Genomic DNA, 16,906 nt, shown 5'->3' with positions numbered 1-16,906 from the left:
TCCCTGTACTGTCAGGGATTTTTTTATATCTGTTGACATAAAGTATAAAATTCATACAATAGTCATTCCCCATCCCTATAAAAGAGCAACGCCAGTGAAGTAAGTCATTTTCCATCATTTTTTATTTTTTAATTAAATTAATCTGATGTGCAAAATAGACGAACTCGTGCTGCAATTGCCTCGATCATTATTTTCTGTATTTTTATGTCTGATACGACATTTTAAATCTGTAGTTCCACTGTTTTGTACGTCCTTTTTTATAAGGATTTCTTATGACTCAACAGGCATGTATTATTTCCGCTCTCTCCTTGGAGTTTCCTGCCCGAATATTGTTTCAACAGCTGAATTTCAGCCTCAATAAAGGACAACTCTCTGCACTGACAGGTCGTAATGGTCAGGGAAAATCCATGCTGATGCAGATGTTGCACAGCATGAACTGCCGCACTGACACATCAGACAATCATGCTTTTACGACAGGAAGCATTCATTGGAATATTCCCCACTCACATTTACCTCAGTTACACCGGCTACAAGCAAGAACCATTGCTGATGCTCTTGAAATCCGGCATTTACATGATGCTTTTCAGCGTATTGAAAATGCTGTTGCAGATATGGATGATTATAATACGGTTCAAGACAGCTGGCATTTGCCTGCACTGTGGGAACAGCAGCTTGCAGAAGCGGCATTGCCCACATGCCTTGATTTTCCTGTCCATAAACTCAGTGAGGGTGAAAAAACCCGCCTGGCACTGATGCAACTGTTTCTGAAGCAGGATCACTATTTACTGCTGGATGAGCCGGCAAATCATCTGGATCATAAATCCAGAAAATGGCTGCTGGAAAAAATGCGCTCGCATGCACCTGGTGTGCTCCTGATCAGTCATGATGTTCAGTCGCTTGAGCATGCGGAACAGATTTATGAGCTTTCTGGGCATGGTCTGCAATGTTTTCAGGGGAATTATTCAGATTTCTCTGAACTTAAGCAGCTGCATACTGTTGCACTTGAGGAAAAAATTGCACAGGAAAAGCGTGAACTGAAACAACTCAGACATCAGCAACATACTAGTTTAATGAAATCTCAGAAAAGACAAAGTCATGGTCAGGCTTTGCGTGATTCAGGCTCTCAGGCAAAAATCCTGCTTGATTATCAGAAAGATCAGGCCGGAAAAAGCCTGGGAAAATTAAGAACACAACAGCAGAACCAGATGGATCAGGTGCAGGCAACGTTAAAAGACAATCAGCAACAGCTGGAACATGTCAAAGCACAACGTTTTTATTTTCCTTTCACAGTTACTCATACTTCCAGGGAAGTTCTGAGAGTTTCAGCACTGACCTTACCGTCTGGAACACGATGTCCTGTTTCTTTATCACTCAGATCTGATCAGAAACTGCATATCTGTGGTGAAAATGGCAGTGGGAAATCGACCTTATTAAAACTGATTCATCAGAAAGATTCTGCAACGATCTATTGTGCTGCGGGTACAGTCTACCTTGACCAGAATTTCAGCTTTTTAAATACAGAACTGAGTGCTCTGGAAAATTTAAAGCTGTTAAGTCCTGAGGTTTCTGAATCTGAGTGGCGCAGGTCTCTCGGTCAGTTAAGATTGTCTGGAGATAAGCCTTTGCAGCCTTTATCTCAGTTAAGTGGCGGTGAACAGTTGAAAGTTAGCTTACTCGCAATCAGTCAGATGTTGCGCCCTGATCATATACTGTTACTTGATGAAGCCGAAAATCATCTGGATATCGAGTCCCGACGATTACTGGCACATGCAGTCAGAACTTATTCAGGAGCTGTTTTGCTCGTTTCACATGATGACTGTTTTGTTCGGGATTGCGGTATTACTGAATCTGTCGAATTAAAAAAATAAAATGATGTAACCTGGAATATAAAAAACCTGCGCTATGGCAGGTTTTTTTATGTTCAGTTATATGATCATTTCAGCTGATTTTAAAAAATATAACGCTTAAAAATGAATGACTGTACGGATGGATTTACCTTCATGCATTAAATCAAAGGCTTTGTTAATGTCTTCAAGCCCCATGGTATGCGTAACAAAAGGTTCAAGCTGAATATCACCACGCATAGCTTCCTCAACCATGCCAGGTAACTGACTGCGCCCTTTCACGCCACCAAATGCTGTACCTTTCCAACTGCGTCCGGTCACCAGCTGGAACGGACGGGTTGAAATTTCCTGACCTGCACCTGCCACGCCAATAATCACTGACTGTCCCCAGCCACGATGCGCACATTCAAGTGCAGAACGCATGACACTGGTATTTCCGATACATTCAAATGAATGATCCACACCCCAGCCTGTCATTTCCACGATCACCTGTTGAACTAGCTGGTCGTAATCTTTAGGATTCAGGAAATCCGTAGCACCGAACTGTTCTGCCAGTTTGAATTTTTCAGGGTTGGTATCAATGACAATAATACGTCCAGCTTTGGCTTTTTTCGCTCCCTGAACCACAGCCAGACCAATTCCGCCCAGCCCAAATACAGCAACAGAATCGCCTTCCTGAACTTTGGCTGTGTTTGATACTGCTCCAAGCCCCGTGGTCACGCCACAGCCCAGTAAACAAACCTGCTCATGGTTCGCTTCTGGATTGATTTTAGCCAGGGAAACTTCAGCAACTACAGTATATTCACTGAATGTTGAACAGCCCATATAGTGATAAATCGGTTGGCCATTATAGGAAAAACGGGTTGTTCCATCCGGCATCACTCCTTTACCCTGAGTTGCACGTACAGATACACACAGATTGGTTTTATTGGATTTACAGAACAGACATTCACCGCATTCGGCTGTATACAGCGGAATCACGTGATCACCTGGTTGTACGGAAGTTACACCTTCACCGACCTGAACCACGACACCAGCACCTTCATGCCCCAGTACTGCTGGAAAAACACCTTCAGGATCATCACCGGATAAAGTAAATGCATCGGTATGGCATACGCCCGTATGTGAAATTTTAATCAGGACTTCACCTTTCTGAGGCGGAGCAACGTCCAGTTCGACAATTTGTAAAGGTTCACCTGGCGCAAACGCCACCGCAGCACGTGATTTCATCTCAAATAATTCCTGATTGAATGATCCATTAACAGTTCAGCTACAGTAACCTTTTTCGCTTTAAAGATTCAAGTAGATAGAAAATGTTATGATTTGTCTGAAAACAGTTTGTGTACCCAAAAATGAAACAACATAAAACTAAGATCATTTTAATTTGTGCTGTATTTACATTGACAGGTTGTAGCTTACCTATGAATCAGGCGAAACCGGAAGCAAACGTTGCAGTCCATTCTGAGCACTGGATTAATGAACCAGACACCGCACATAAACTACAGAAAGGAATGTCTGCCTATCTTGCAATGAATGATGCCTTTCAGAGCATTGCAGCACGTGTGCATCTGATTCGCCATGCAAAATATACGCTTGATTTACAGTACTATATCTGGGCTGATGATTTCATTGGGAAACTCATGCTGCATGAACTGCTGAAAGCAGCAGATCGTGGTGTAAAAGTCAGATTACTGATCGATGATCAGAATGGTACAAAACTGGACAGCCAGCTGACTGCCCTGATTGCTCACCCGAATATTCAGGTGAAATTTTATAATCCGTATAAATTCAGAAATTTTCGGGTCATGGACTATCTGTTCAGAGCAATGAAAATCAACCGTCGAATGCACAACAAACTGATCATTGCAGATGGTGCAATTGCAGTGACTGGTGGTAGAAATATCAGTAGTGAATACTTCGATGCAAGTGACTCATTTCAGTTTACCGATATGGACATTCTGTTTTATGGCACGGCAGTCCATAAAGCCAATGATACATTTACAGATTTCTGGAATTATCAGCTGAGTTATCCCGCTCAGCAGTTTATCAGCACAGGCTCTGCTCAGGAACTTCTACAGTTACGTGAACAATATAAAGCACTGGAAAACAATAAACATTCAGCAGATGAAAAAGTAGACTTTGAACAGAAAGAACTGGCCAATGAACTCAATCAGAACCATGTAAACTGGGCATACGCTGACTTTTTGGCTGATTCTCCGAAAAAAACAGTTGGTGAAGCTGAAGGAAATGAGCTGATTTCACATCAGATCCGTAATCTTATGGGCGATCCCACAGAAGAAATGGATCTGATCGCCGCCTATTTCGTTCCTGCAAAAAATGGGACACAGTATATTTCACAGCTACCTGCTAAAGGGGTTAATGTCAGAATCCTGACCAACTCCTATGTCGCAAATGATGTTGCTCTAGTGCATGCTTTCTATCAGAAATACCGGGTCGATTTACTTAAAAGTGGTGCAAAACTGTATGAGTTTAAACCTTATATTGAGCGCACCAGACGGACCTGGTACGAAGTGGTCACAGGTAATGTGATTCCTAAAAAAGGAAAAAATAAATCCAGCCTGCATGCCAAATTTATCAGTATTGATGACAAAACCTTTATTGGTTCATTCAACCTCGACCCCCGTTCTTTTAACTTAAATACCGAGGTCGGTCTGGTCGTTCGGTCTGATGCTTTACAGGAACAGGTTTCATACCTGCTGGACCGTACACTTCTGAAAGTCGCTTATGAGGTTAAACTCGATAAAAATGGCGATCTGATATGGTTTGATCATCAGGATAATGGAAAAGTTGTTCAGTTTCATACTGATCCACATACCACTGGTTTTCAGCGGTTTATCATGCACAGTGTTTCATACTTGCCTGTTGAATGGCTGATGTAATGACAATGTAAGGATAGTGCTCGTCATTCCGGCTCATTTCAGGTTTTCTGACAGCTGAAAGCACATAAGCCTTTTATTTGCTTTAAAACATGAACCTGTCTGAAGCCTGCCTGTTCAAAAGTTTTGAAATGCTCTTCCATAGACATATACAGTTCGTTATTACTCATTGCATCGTCAGCATAGAGATGGTCGCACACCAGGTAAATGGCATCATCTTTCAGGTGTTTTTTGATCTGTAGATGGAAATTCAAAGCATGATTTTTATGCCTTAACTCATGTAATGCCTGATGAATAATAATCAGATCGTATTGCCCCAGCCCCTGATTCCATCCAGATTGTTTAAAGTCTGCTGTATAAAACTTAGAACGCTTCAACTGCTCAGGCAGAAGTCGCTGAATCGAAAGCTGATGCATTGCATCTGAGAAATCCAGTGCTGAATATTTAATTTCTGGGCAATGCTCCAGTAAATATTCAGCCAGAAATCCTGGACCAGAACCAAGTTCCAGAATATCGACAGCATTCTGCTGCTGAATCAGTTCAGCATACATTTCAAAGAAGCTGTAACGCCACGGACGTTTAACATTTACTTCATTTGCCCACTGTGCAGCATCTGTCTGTTTCCGTAAATCAACAGGACTGGGTACATCTTCAGAAACTGATACGGGATTTTCATGATTCATTTTTATAACTCTATCAATATATTCAAAATTCGATGCATGTCTTATTTATAAGATAAATTTACTTTCTACTTATACATAATTTCAATCAATAAAACACTTAGTTTTACACGCCTGAAGCATTTCTCTAAGATAGCACTTTCCTGAAAACTCCCCAGTCTGCATGCAATTTTTTGATTTAAGCCGTAAATTTAACTTAGATAATATTCTTACTCCCCGCAAAACTTTAACTGAGCTTCAACAGCAGGAATGGTTTCTGAGTAAAGTCAGAATTGAACATGATTGTTTAACTGATACTCAGATTATTTCCGGTCAGGTTGTACTTTGCTCAAATGAAAAAACTGAAATTGAACTTGAATGGCTGATTGAAGATACAGGTTATAGCCTGAATGTCTTATTTAAAGGTATAGAGACTGTTGAAAATGAAACAACGATGATGATGGTAAAAGGTGCGGTGCTGGTTGATCAGAATGATCAGTGCATCAGTATACAGGCTCTTAAGCTGTGGATTGATGGAACACTGCTCCCTATGCTTCCTGGTATTCGCACAGAAATAAAATCCAGACTGAATCTATGGGACTACGCTTCCAGTGACTGAATTACATATCTGTATTGTTGATTGCAGCGCCTGCACCGGATCTCAAAATCATTTTTTACGGTAATGAATTCTTTTTCAGATCATTCAGACCATCTGCAAGCACATTAAAAACTTTTTTATCAATACTTTGTGCAACATTAAACCTTAAAAACTGCCCTGCATTTCCAGATTTACTGAATGAGTTACCAGGTGCAAGGATTACACCATGTTGCAGACAGTATTGTGACAGATCAGCAGCCAGAACGCCGTGTGGAAGTCTGCACCAGAGAAAAATCCCTGCTTTAGGAATAATCCATGGGTGAATCTCCAACTGTGCAAGTTGCTGAATCTGTTCCTGAAAAGCTTTCATTAACTGTTTCTTTAACCAGTCCGTATGTCTCTGATAACCACTGTCCATCAAAGCATGATAAATAATATCGGCATTGATAAAACTGCTGCTGAAACTGGTGGCTATCCGTAAATCAATCAGTTCATCTATACGCTTTTCAGTAGAAATAATATAACCGCAACGTACAGATGCAGATAAAGTTTTACTGAAACTGCCAACCTGAATCACCTGTTTCAAACCTGTCAGAGCTGCATATCGTGGTGCCTGCAAATATTCAAAATCAGCAAAAATATCATCTTCAATGATGAGCATATCTGATTTTTCGACCATTTTTGCAATGCTGTATGCTGTCTGTAATGACAAAACAGCACCGGTTGGATTGTGAATGCCTGAGTTAGTCAGATAAATTTTCGGCTTTAACTGTAAAGCCTGCTGAAAGTGCTCAATATCTGGTCCATTGGTTGTAAATGGCACAGCGATAGCCTGTATATGGTGTGCTTCCACCAATGCATGGAAATTAAAATAGCAGGGATCATCAATTAAAATAACATCCCCTGGTTTTAACAACAGTCTGAAAATCAGATCAATCGACTGTGTGGCAGAATCTGTCAGTAAAATCTGTGCAGGGCTTAATTCCTGCTGAATGTATGCTTTTTTACGTGCAATATACTGTCTTAAACCAGTATGACCATGAGGTACTGCATAATCCATCAGTAATGAAGTTTCAGCTTTAGCAACCTGTTTCATTGCCTTACGGATCAGAGCATCGGGCATCCAGTGTGCAGGCAACCAGCCACAACCAGGTTTCAGAGTATCGCGATCTGCTTCCAGTGACTGTCTGGAAATCCATAAAGGATCGATCTCACGCTGGTATTGAATCGAACTGACTGGAAAACTGACTTCCGGCATATATCCAGAGACATAGTAACCAGCACCTTTTCTCGGCTCAATCAATCCCTTACTGACCATACGCGCATAGCTTTCAACAACAGTTGATACTGAAAACCCAAGTTCAGTTGCCAGTCTGCGTACTGAAGGTAATCTTGAGCCTGCAATTAACTGCCTGCTGTCGATCAGACCTTCAATATACTGAATGCTCAATTCCACTTTATTTTTAGCCATGACTTTCAGTGATCTTTGTGATGAATGAAACAGTGTCTCAAAACTTAATATGAAATTTCTTTTTCTGCAAATTGTACTGCTTTTATTTCCATAACAGTTTGCTCCAACTGTATGGTTACTGTGTATGTTCATCATTCTCCTGAACATTCAGTATTGACGGTATCCCTTATATTTTATGGATATTGTCCATGCAGAATTCAGCAATCAACAGCTCATCAAAAGGATGGCTCTATGGCATAGTCGGCGTCATTATCTTTGCAGGTTCTTTGCCTGCAACACGTATTGCTGTGATGGGCTTTACTCCTGAATTTCTGACTGCAGCCAGAGCTGCTATTGCGGGTGTACTTGCCATTTTCTGCATTTTATTTTTTTCGAGGAAAATACCTTCGGCGCAACAGTTTTATCGTTTAGCCATTGTTTGCCTGGGCGTGGTCATCGGTTTTCCTCTCTTTACCGCACTGGCATTACAGACCGTTACTTCTGCTCATGCTATTGTTTTTATAGCATTACTCCCCCTTTGTACCGCAATTTTTGCCGTTTTTAGAGCTGCTGAAAAGCCATCACCCGCTTTCTGGTGTTTTGCAATTCTGGGCAGTACGCTTGTGATTGCATTTACCCTCTATGAAAACAAAGCACTTAGTTTCAGCAAAGGTGATATTTATATGATCCTTGCTGTTATTGTCTGTGGTCTTGGATACGCTGAAGGTGGACAACTGTCCAGAAATCTTGGTGGATGGCAGGTTATCTGTTGGGCATTGATTATTGCTTTGCCTGTAATGCTTGTTTTCAGTGTGTACTACTTTCCTGTCAGTCTGACCCAGATCAGTATTTCCCAATGGTCAGGACTGGCTTATGTGTCTTTATTCAGTATGCTGATCGGTTTCTTTTTCTGGTACAAAGGACTTGCTTTAGGGGGAATTGCCAGTGTTGGACAAGCACAGCTGTTACAGCCTTTTATAGGACTTGGCTTTGCAGCAGTCCTGTTAAATGAGCATGTCAGTACAGGTATGCTGATCGTCAGTTGTGCTGTCATCTGCTGTGTCGCTATGGCAAAAAAAGTTGCTTAGGATGGCAAATGGATTGAATACTTCTACATGATACCCCAGGTAAGCGAATCCTGTTTAACCAATAATTTATTAAAGTAAGTCTATTTCTTTAAATAAGTTCAAGTAAGCTTCTGCTTTCTTTTCAAGCGCTAAAGGATAGGCTCTTGAGGAAGATGGCATTCTGTAGAGTGTCAGCTCCCGACCTGCAAAATGTGTCTCTACAGCCTGACCAATCACAGGTTTCTGTGTTCCCTCAGACATGGATAACATCAGGGTGTCTGTTGCTTTATCTCCTGTTGTCATAACACTCTGACATTGTGGAATTGCACTCAGTAACTGCTTCATGTCTGTAGGCGTAACAATCTGTAAAAACTTATCTGATGCGTTACCCTGTAAACGGACAACCTGATAAGCCGTATCAAATATGGCAATTCCTTTTTCATTCAGAAAATCTTTAATCACTTGTTCTTTAAAATTTTTATTCGGTATATCCAGAAAATAATCTTTATTCTGAAAAAAAATCAGTCCAAAGATCCGCCACATGTCGTTCTGATAATTTGGATAGTAAAAATCCATTTTCCAGCGTGTTTCAGGTGGCGGAAAACTGCCCAGCATCAGTAATCTGGCATTTTGTGGTAAAAAGGGTTTAAGTGGATGGGTTTCTATTTCCAGATCAGTCATTTAATGCATTATAAAATTTGATATTTATAGTTTAAATCTTAACATTATTCATTGAACCATAAAAGAAAGTGTAAAACCAAACCCTTAGATGCCTAAACATCCTTATTCATCGCATACTTCTCCGTTCTGCTCTGAAATCACTGTTCCATCCAGTGCTTTATCAACGGCATTTGAAGCCAGCAAACGTTTTTTTGTATTTGTTGTTATTGCATCAATTTCATTGACCGTTTTATAAGCTGTGTCCGCTGAAAACCTTAGATAAATACAACTGATTGCCATAGAGTTTTTAATCGAAGCCTCTTTAGCTGCCTGTCTGTTACCCGGATCAATCAAAATAAACTGCTGCATACTTTTTGCGAACTGCTTTACAGCATTCTGTTGATCAATATTTTTAAAATTCTTTTGTATATATGCATCTATATCATCCCGGATACCATTTTCATCAGTATCAATTCCAGCAATAGTATCAGTCCTTTCAAGTTCAGGAAGTTCACCAGCATCTTCCATTTTAGAAATCTGTTCAGTAAAAGTCGCTGTTTCTGAGTGTTTCCCAACTGGTGCATATTCACTCTGACATGCGCTGAGTACACTTAAGAACAGAATACTTAACACTAATATTTTGATTTTCATTGACACGAGAATTTAATACCCTCATATTATTGCATAATTAAATACTAGATCACCATGCACAACACTACTACAAAAGTATATAAAATCATTGTGTTATATTTTTTCAACTATGAATAACCAGAAAAAAATTTAATTTTTCATTATATAAACTGAAACCTTTTATTCATCATATGCATCTTCTCCAGGCAATGATATAACAGTTTCATCTAAAGCTTTATCGAATGCAAAAAAATCTAATAAACGTATTTTATTTAATTATCCTTTTTGCTTTAATCGATTACCTAAATTAATAAAATAAATAGATGGCATGACCAATAGAGCTATAATTAATCTATTAAAACTTGTTTCATTAGTTAAAAATATTACCATTAAATTGTAAATTTGGTTCATGCAGCCTATAAAAGTCTCACTTCCATCAAAATAAACAAAAACCCATCTTAAAAATACAATATATATTGGGAAAAATATAAAAAATCCGTATAAAAATGAAACTATTATTATGTTTTTCTTTGGTCTTTGCAGGTAAATCACTAACAATAAAAGAATAAGTGGTGCAAAAATAATATCAGATGAAATTGATATAAAGAAATACGGAAACACCACAAGGCACCATGCAATAAAGATTACCAACCTTTTTCCAGCGAGATAAACAGAAATTTTATTCATTTTGATAACCTTATTAATAAAAACAACAATTTATCTAGTGCAATCATAAGCATAGTATTTAGAAATTACTCAGCTTTATTAAATTGTAAATTATACCTTTTTAAATACTTACTATCTCCCTGTATACCATTTAAAATATAATTTTAAATCTTTTACTCATTTCGCGCAGTGGTAAAGTAAATGATGATTGAATTAATTCTTAATGATTTATTCGCACTACCTATTGATTTTATTAATTAATTACAATATTTTATAATTTTATATTCCTATTACTGTAAAACTATATAACTAAAAAATTGAGTATTTTAAAATTATTACTTTTCGCTACATTTTTATAAATCAGATGGGTCTACATACTCTTAATCTTTTTAACAAGCTCCTCAGCCCAGACCCAGTAAATATCCTTACCAGGATGAAATCCATCTTCAGCCATTTCCAGTTGTTGGGCTTTAAACTCTTTAAGATTAAACTGGATCAAAGCATAATTTTTTTTCGTTTCCACAAGGTTTTTCAATTGCATATTCATCTGAGCTGAATACTGTCCGAACAGCCAAGCCAAAGGGTTGGGTAATGCAGGAAACAGATTCATAGGAGGAACACCTGTGATCAATACCTGATCAGGTGTAAATTTAGCCTCAATTTCCGCATAAAATTCTTTCTGCTGCTGTATCCATTTCTTTGGTGAAGTCAGCTTTGTCACATCGTTTACGCCTACAGAACTGATGACTACATCAGTATGAAAACTGTCGAGCTGTCTGACCCTCTGCAAAACCTGAGCCGTGGTATCTCCTGTACGTGCCTCCAGCTGGTACTGAACGGTATAATCATTCTGCAGTTGTGTAAGAATGCTGCCAAGTAAAGCATTTTCCTGTGTCTGAACACCGACACCTGCTGCGGCTGAGTCGCCTACAATCAAGACTGACAGCGACTTTTTACCTGTTGCAGTCTGACCTTTGCGTATCCCTTCAGGTTCGGGTAACCGTGGCGTATTTTTCTTTACGGTATAACCCTGCACAATCAGGGAAGGTAATAACGCCAGTGTATATAGTTTTAATAGCATATTCAGAAGACACTTTCAGGCAGGTAAAGGAAACTGTCCGTGCTGCAAAAACTGAGACAGTTCAAAACGGACGATGGTTGCACTTTCTACCGCTTTAAATACGACATCATTTGCAGAAACATCACAGAACCACTGTTCTCTGGTCTTAGGGCTGTTTCCTGTAAAATATTGAGCACTGAACAATCCAACACAGGTTGCATGATTTTCATCCCGTGCAGATGGATACTCAAACGCTTCAATACCCGCTTCACGCATGGATGTACCTAAAGCCTGAGAATAAGCATAATTTTTAGGGTGAGCCAACAGTTCCAGATGTCTGTTAAAAGGTACATCCTGTAAACGAAGACCTTTTTTACACTTATAACCCACTGAAAATAAAGTATGTTCTGAGCGTATCATACTTTTTACAGATGTGCCCTGCATGGATTTCAGGAATACAAAACGATAGTATGCAGATTCTGCCAAAGTAACTGCTACGCTGCATCCACCATAAAAAATACTCGGCTCAAAAGTCCTTCCATAGCGTGAACCCCATTTTAAAGGTGGGTATCTGAATGGTGATTTCAGCAGGTAATGAAGTTTTTCCATATCTGCTGGATAGGGTGGCTTCACTGATTCGAGTAAGTCCTCCAGTAAAGCCTGTTCTTCCAGTGTGTCGACAAGCTGTCGGGTTGCGATCTGTTCCTGACTTTCTACAAGTCTGTACAGCGTACCTGCTATAGGCTTGATCTGTTGCTGTCCATGACATTCCTGCCATAGATCAAGTACAGCAGTCATACTTTACCCCGCAGCGCATCAAGGAAATTGACCACGCTGACCAGACCTGTGATGCTTTCAATCTGCTGTACAGGTACACCACCTGTGACCAGGTTCGGTGTATTGATAAAATGACGCATCCAATCCAGATCTCCACCCGCCAGAGCATAAAGCGCACGGTAAATACGAATCAGCAACAGTGCCAGTTCACCCTGCTTGGATGATGGATCAAGCTCAGGATTGCTTTTTAAACGACTGATGGCAGTACGATGGACACCTAAAATGGCAGCCAGCTGTGTCTGTTTCAGTTCCAGCTGTTCTGCTGCATTCAGTACAGCTTTTGCCAGAACGACATTTTTTTCTATAGGTTGTTTCAGTAATGCACTCATAACCAAAAACCTTTTTTATGATGTATTTTCACATAATATATAGTAAATGTTATTTTTTCACAACAAGTCAAGTGTATTCAATCTGTAGGCACAGAGAATAAATTTTCAGGATTTAAGCCTGAAGAATGCAATCCAGTTTCCATAAATAACAAAAGACTCTTTAAGAGCCTTTTGTTATTTCTATACGGATATTTACCTGAACTGCAGACCGATATTATCCCAGTTTATTGACAATTTTCAGAGGTAAGACTTTCATTGCCAGACCAAGTGGCAACCACGGCCACTGTGGGACGTAAGCTTTCACCGGTTCTTTTTCAATTGCTTTTGCGAGTAGATGTGATCCTGTTTTTTCATCCACTTCAAAAGGCAGTTTTTTAGCACCTTCGTTAATTTCAGTACGAATATAACCAGGGAAAATCGTGGATACTTTAATGTCAGTATCAATCAGTTCAGCACGGATACCTTCTGCCAGATGAGCTACCGCAGCTTTACTTGCGCCATAAGCTGTCAGATGTTTAGGCATCCCCCGAATTGCACTCATGGACGAAATCATAACCAGATGACCAAACTTCTGTTCACGGAAAATTTCGACCGCTGCTTCAGACTGAGCCAAAGCTGAGATAAAGTTTGTTTCTACAGTTGCTCTGTTGATTTCAAACTTACCATTTCCAATACGACGACCGTCACCTACACCTGCATTGACAATAACACGGTCAATCGTGCCAAACTCCTGTCTGAACTCACGGAACACCTGAAAGACCTGATCATAATTGGTGACATCCAGAACTTTACAGCTGACTTTCACTCCATATTTTGACTCAAGTTCCTGTTTCAATATTTCCAGACGCTCAAGACGACGTGCGCAGACAGCAAGGTTGTAGCCTTTCTGAGCAAATTCACGTGCCATACCGGCACCGATACCTGAACTTGCTCCTGTTATCAGAATTGTTTTAGCCATGATCAGTTCCCTGTTATATCCATGTCAGTAGTTGAGGATTTTCTGCTTTTATAAAATGATGCTCATTGAGACTGAGTAACTGTGGTTCAGTGCCAACCAGACGCAATGTGGTCAGACTTGTATTGGCAATTGCCCAGTTCAGTGCAAAAGTTTTTTCAGGACTTAGCCCCAGAATCTGACCTGCTGCTACAGAAATCACGCCACCTGATGTAAATACAACAGCATAACGTGGTTTTTTTTCAGCCAGTTCAAGACAGAGCTGTTCCAGGGCATTTTCCACACGCCCTTTAAATGATGGCCATGCTTCATCATATTCATGATGATATTCACCACCAGTCCAGCGTCCAATTGCAGACTCAAAAATCTTCGCAAGATATGCTCTTGGATTTGCTTCCTTTGCAACTTCCTGTTTCAGTAAGTGAGGTTCATTGAATTTCGGCTCATACAGGGAAAAAACCTGTTGATGGTTAAACTCATTCCATTCACTGTCAGTCACTACAGCTGCATCGGGAAAGCACTCAGCCAAAGCTATATTGGCAGTCTGCTGGTGTCGTTGCATGGAACCTGCAACGACATAAGGCATTTCCTTTAAAATACTTTTAAAATACTGCCCAAGCACTTTTGCCTGTAACTCACCATTGGCAGAAAGTTTGTCATAACTCTCAGCACCAAATGATGCCTGACCATGCCGAACAAGATATATGGTGGTCATTTTCCTAAAATTTCCTTAAATTTTTCTATATATTTCTGAGCAATGTCATTGGCTTCCAGTTTCTGCATACCAATCAGTTTCAGTGCACGGATATGTAAAGCATGAATGACAATCCAGAAATCTTTGAATGCCGGATTGTCGGTCTGTTTATGATAATAACGGTAATAAATCTGCTGTGCGATTACAGCAAGACGGAAAATTCCGAATACTTCATAAAAGCTCCAGTTTTCAGTCTGTAACCCCGTTTTTTCAAGATAATAATCAACCACTTCTTTACGGCTAAACATACCTTTTAAGTTGGTTGGCTGACGACGGGTCGATTTGAAAATCTGATTGTCCGCATCTTCCACCCAATAAGCCAGTGCAGAACCCAGATCCATCAATGGATCACCAATGGTTGCCATTTCCCAGTCCAGTACGCCAATCACTTCTGTCGGATTTTTCGGGTCAAGAATGACATTATCAAAACGCCAGTCATTATGAATAATGCAGCTGGTCGAATCTTCAGGAATATTGTCATTCAGCCATTTTCGGACATATTTAAATGAAGGAACATTGAGGGTATGTGCTTTTTCATAACGGGCATCCCAACCTTCAACCTGACGACGGCAATAACCATCACCTTTACCAATTTTCTCAAGTTCAGTTCCCTGATATGGAACCTGATGCAGCTCAATCAGTTTATCAATGACATTGATACAGAGTTTACGGACCTCAGCTTCGCCAAACTGCAGCTCAGGTGGTAATTTGGCACGTGGAATAATCCCTTCAATGCGCTTCATGACATAGAAATCGCAACCAATGACGGATTCGTCCTGGCACAGTCCAATCATTTCAGGTAAAACCGGATAGAACGGTGCAAGCAGTCGCTGAACATTGTATTCACGTGCCATATCATGTGCAGATTTTGCTTTCGTACCTTTTGGTGGACGACGTAAAATCAGATCGGCATTTTCATACTTCAAGCGATAAGTCCAGTTGGAAGCCCCGCCTGAATACTGTGTCACTTCGGCAGGTCCTGAAATTTCTGAACCATTTTCAATTAACCAGTTACTGACAGCACGTATATCCAGTTCTTCACCTTCACGAACTTTTCCACCAACATCTATAACTGACATATTTTTTCCCTGAATTTTCTGTTTCTTATATAACGTCTATAAAAAGATTATCCTGCATCCTGAATATTATCCAGTGATGCAGGGTAAATTTTATTGATCAGTCACTGATTTATTTTTTACGTGAACCATATCCATGTTTTTTCAGTTCAAGTTTTGCGATCATGCCTTTATGCACTTCATCAGGACCATCAGCCAGTCTTAAACTGCGTGCCTGAGCAAAAAATCCTGTCAGGGGCGTATCTCTTGAAACGCCCATACCGCCATGAATCTGAATCGCCATATCCACCACTTTTTCGAGCACTGATGGTGCAACCACTTTAATCGCTGAAATTTCAGTCAAAGCAGCCATATTCCCCTGTGTGTCCATCTTATAAGCAGCATATAAAGTCAGTAAGCGTGCCTGATCAATGGCAACGCGGGCTTCTGCTACACGTTCAAGATTACCACCCAGTTTAAGAATTTCCTTACCAAAAGCTGTACGGCTCATACCACGACCAATCATCAGCTCTAAAGATTTTTCAGCAGCACCGATACAGCGCATACAGTGGTGAATACGACCAGGCCCAAGGCGACCCTGTGCAATTTCAAAGCCCTGTCCTGCACCACCGATAAAACTGGTTACAGGAACGCGGACATTATCAAAGCTGATTTCGCCGTGTCCATGTGGTGCATCATAATCACCAAAAACCGGCAACATACGTTCAATCGTTACACCCTGTGTATCAACAGGAACCAGTACCATCGAATGCTGATGATGACGATCTTTGCTTTCATCAGGCGTGTGTGCCATGAAAATGATGATTTTTGCATTTGGGTCTCCCAGACCTGAAGACCACCATTTACGACCATTCAGCACAATTTCATCGCCATCCACAACTGCTGTAGCCTGCATATTGGTCGCATCACTTGATGCAACAGCAGGTTCAGTCATACAGAATACAGAACGGATTTTTCCTTCAAGTAAAGGTTTCAGCCATTGTTCTTTTTGTGCTTCAGAGCCATAACGCCACAGGACTTCCATATTTCCACTGTCAGGTGCATTACAGTTAAATACAGTCGGTGCAATCAGACTGCGACCGGAAAGTTCTGCAATATGTGCATATTCCTGAACAGATAAGCCCTGACCGAGTTCGGCATCAGGTAAAAACATATTCCACAGACCCGCATCTTTTGCTTTTTTCTTCAGGACTTCAAGCTGAGCTGGCCACTGCCATTTTGTCCAGTCCCCACCCTGATTCAGATGATGGACTTCATTCCAGAACTCCGTTTCTACAGGTTCAATTTCATTTTTAATAAAAGCTTTGGTGCGTTCTACAAAATCCTGCGCACGTGCTGATAATTCAAACATATTCAGATCCTTTGGATGGATATTTCACAAAATCCGGGAGCCACTCGAAAGTAATTATTTATGGAGGCTTTAC

The 16,906-nt window shown here is 40.3% G+C and carries 17 protein-coding genes; 4 read left to right on the top strand and 13 right to left on the bottom strand.

From position 1 onward, the window contains the following. Window positions 1-272 precede the first annotated feature (272 nt). On the top strand, window positions 273-1,868 hold the full coding sequence (locus tag CDG61_RS08575) for an ATP-binding cassette domain-containing protein (protein WP_087550076.1): 1,596 nt from the start codon (window positions 273-275) through the stop codon (window positions 1,866-1,868). 96 nt (window positions 1,869-1,964) lie between these two features. Here CDG61_RS08575 and CDG61_RS08570 read toward each other — a convergent pair whose 3' ends face one another. Next, on the bottom strand, window positions 1,965-3,074 hold the full coding sequence (locus CDG61_RS08570; RefSeq protein WP_087550077.1) for an S-(hydroxymethyl)glutathione dehydrogenase/class III alcohol dehydrogenase: 1,110 nt from the start codon (window positions 3,072-3,074) through the stop codon (window positions 1,965-1,967). 191 nt (window positions 3,075-3,265) lie between these two features. Between CDG61_RS08570 and CDG61_RS08565 the strand changes: the two genes are divergently transcribed. Next, the gene (locus CDG61_RS08565) at window positions 3,266-4,744 is read left to right on the top strand and encodes a phospholipase D family protein (protein WP_087550078.1); all 1,479 of its coding nucleotides are present in this window, start codon (window positions 3,266-3,268) and stop codon (window positions 4,742-4,744) included. A gap of 38 nt (window positions 4,745-4,782) precedes the next feature. Here the strand turns inward: CDG61_RS08565 and CDG61_RS08560 are convergent, their stop codons facing one another. Further along, a complete protein-coding gene (locus CDG61_RS08560) occupies window positions 4,783-5,424 on the bottom strand; it encodes a class I SAM-dependent methyltransferase (protein WP_087550079.1) in 642 nt (213 codons plus the stop codon). A 160-nt stretch (window positions 5,425-5,584) separates the two neighbouring features. Between CDG61_RS08560 and CDG61_RS08555 the strand changes: the two genes are divergently transcribed. Beyond that, on the top strand, window positions 5,585-6,019 hold the full coding sequence (locus tag CDG61_RS08555) for a hypothetical protein (protein WP_087550080.1): 435 nt from the start codon (window positions 5,585-5,587) through the stop codon (window positions 6,017-6,019). A 55-nt stretch (window positions 6,020-6,074) separates the two neighbouring features. Here CDG61_RS08555 and CDG61_RS08550 read toward each other — a convergent pair whose 3' ends face one another. Beyond that, window positions 6,075-7,469 carry a PLP-dependent aminotransferase family protein gene (locus CDG61_RS08550; protein ID WP_087550350.1) on the bottom strand — a complete coding sequence of 465 codons (1,395 nt, stop codon included), beginning with the start codon at window positions 7,467-7,469 and terminating at the stop codon, window positions 6,075-6,077. A gap of 203 nt (window positions 7,470-7,672) precedes the next feature. On the opposite strand from CDG61_RS08550, the gene CDG61_RS08545 reads away from it, so the two are divergent. Then, on the top strand, window positions 7,673-8,536 hold the full coding sequence (locus tag CDG61_RS08545; RefSeq protein ID WP_087550351.1) for a DMT family transporter: 864 nt from the start codon (window positions 7,673-7,675) through the stop codon (window positions 8,534-8,536). Between the two features lie 69 nt (window positions 8,537-8,605). Here the strand turns inward: CDG61_RS08545 and CDG61_RS08540 are convergent, their stop codons facing one another. From CDG61_RS08540 to CDG61_RS08495, 10 genes are all read right to left on the bottom strand, one after another. Continuing rightward, window positions 8,606-9,196: a uracil-DNA glycosylase family protein gene (locus CDG61_RS08540; RefSeq protein WP_087550081.1), complete on the bottom strand. Its 591-nt coding sequence runs from the start codon at window positions 9,194-9,196 to the stop codon at window positions 8,606-8,608. Window positions 9,197-9,298: 102 nt separating this feature from the next. Further along, window positions 9,299-9,826, bottom strand: coding sequence for a hypothetical protein (locus CDG61_RS08535; RefSeq protein ID WP_087550082.1), 528 nt, complete (start codon window positions 9,824-9,826; stop codon window positions 9,299-9,301). Window positions 9,827-10,081: 255 nt separating this feature from the next. Further along, window positions 10,082-10,492, bottom strand: a complete 411-nt coding sequence (locus tag CDG61_RS08530) for a hypothetical protein (protein WP_087550083.1) — start codon at window positions 10,490-10,492, stop codon at window positions 10,082-10,084. Window positions 10,493-10,841: 349 nt separating this feature from the next. Continuing rightward, window positions 10,842-11,552 (bottom strand): SGNH/GDSL hydrolase family protein, encoded by a 711-nt coding sequence (locus tag CDG61_RS08525; protein WP_087550084.1) that lies wholly within the window; start codon window positions 11,550-11,552, stop codon window positions 10,842-10,844. 15 nt (window positions 11,553-11,567) lie between these two features. Continuing rightward, the gene (locus CDG61_RS08520) at window positions 11,568-12,329 is read right to left on the bottom strand and encodes an RES family NAD+ phosphorylase (protein WP_087550085.1); all 762 of its coding nucleotides are present in this window, start codon (window positions 12,327-12,329) and stop codon (window positions 11,568-11,570) included. After that, window positions 12,326-12,697 carry an MbcA/ParS/Xre antitoxin family protein gene (locus CDG61_RS08515; protein WP_087550086.1) on the bottom strand — a complete coding sequence of 124 codons (372 nt, stop codon included), beginning with the start codon at window positions 12,695-12,697 and terminating at the stop codon, window positions 12,326-12,328. The genes CDG61_RS08520 and CDG61_RS08515 overlap by 4 nt, the downstream gene beginning before the upstream one ends. Window positions 12,698-12,911: 214 nt before the next feature. Next, window positions 12,912-13,655 carry an SDR family oxidoreductase gene (locus CDG61_RS08510; protein WP_087550087.1) on the bottom strand — a complete coding sequence of 248 codons (744 nt, stop codon included), beginning with the start codon at window positions 13,653-13,655 and terminating at the stop codon, window positions 12,912-12,914. Window positions 13,656-13,668: 13 nt separating this feature from the next. Beyond that, window positions 13,669-14,367, bottom strand: coding sequence for a histidine phosphatase family protein (locus CDG61_RS08505; RefSeq protein ID WP_087550088.1), 699 nt, complete (start codon window positions 14,365-14,367; stop codon window positions 13,669-13,671). Then, window positions 14,364-15,485, bottom strand: a complete 1,122-nt coding sequence (locus CDG61_RS08500; RefSeq protein ID WP_087550089.1) for a phosphotransferase family protein — start codon at window positions 15,483-15,485, stop codon at window positions 14,364-14,366. Before CDG61_RS08500 ends, CDG61_RS08505 begins: the two co-directional genes overlap by 4 nt. 109 nt (window positions 15,486-15,594) lie before the next feature. Continuing rightward, the gene (locus CDG61_RS08495; protein ID WP_087550090.1) at window positions 15,595-16,833 is read right to left on the bottom strand and encodes an acyl-CoA dehydrogenase family protein; all 1,239 of its coding nucleotides are present in this window, start codon (window positions 16,831-16,833) and stop codon (window positions 15,595-15,597) included. Between the last annotated feature and the right edge of the window lie 73 nt (window positions 16,834-16,906).

Origin of the sequence: Acinetobacter sp. WCHAc010052, assembly GCF_002165295.2 — a bacterium.
Taxonomy (GTDB): Bacteria; Pseudomonadota; Gammaproteobacteria; order Pseudomonadales; family Moraxellaceae; genus Acinetobacter; species Acinetobacter chinensis.
The sequence above is the reverse complement of the archived record's forward strand: the minus strand, read 5'-3'. Positions and strand labels throughout refer to the sequence as shown.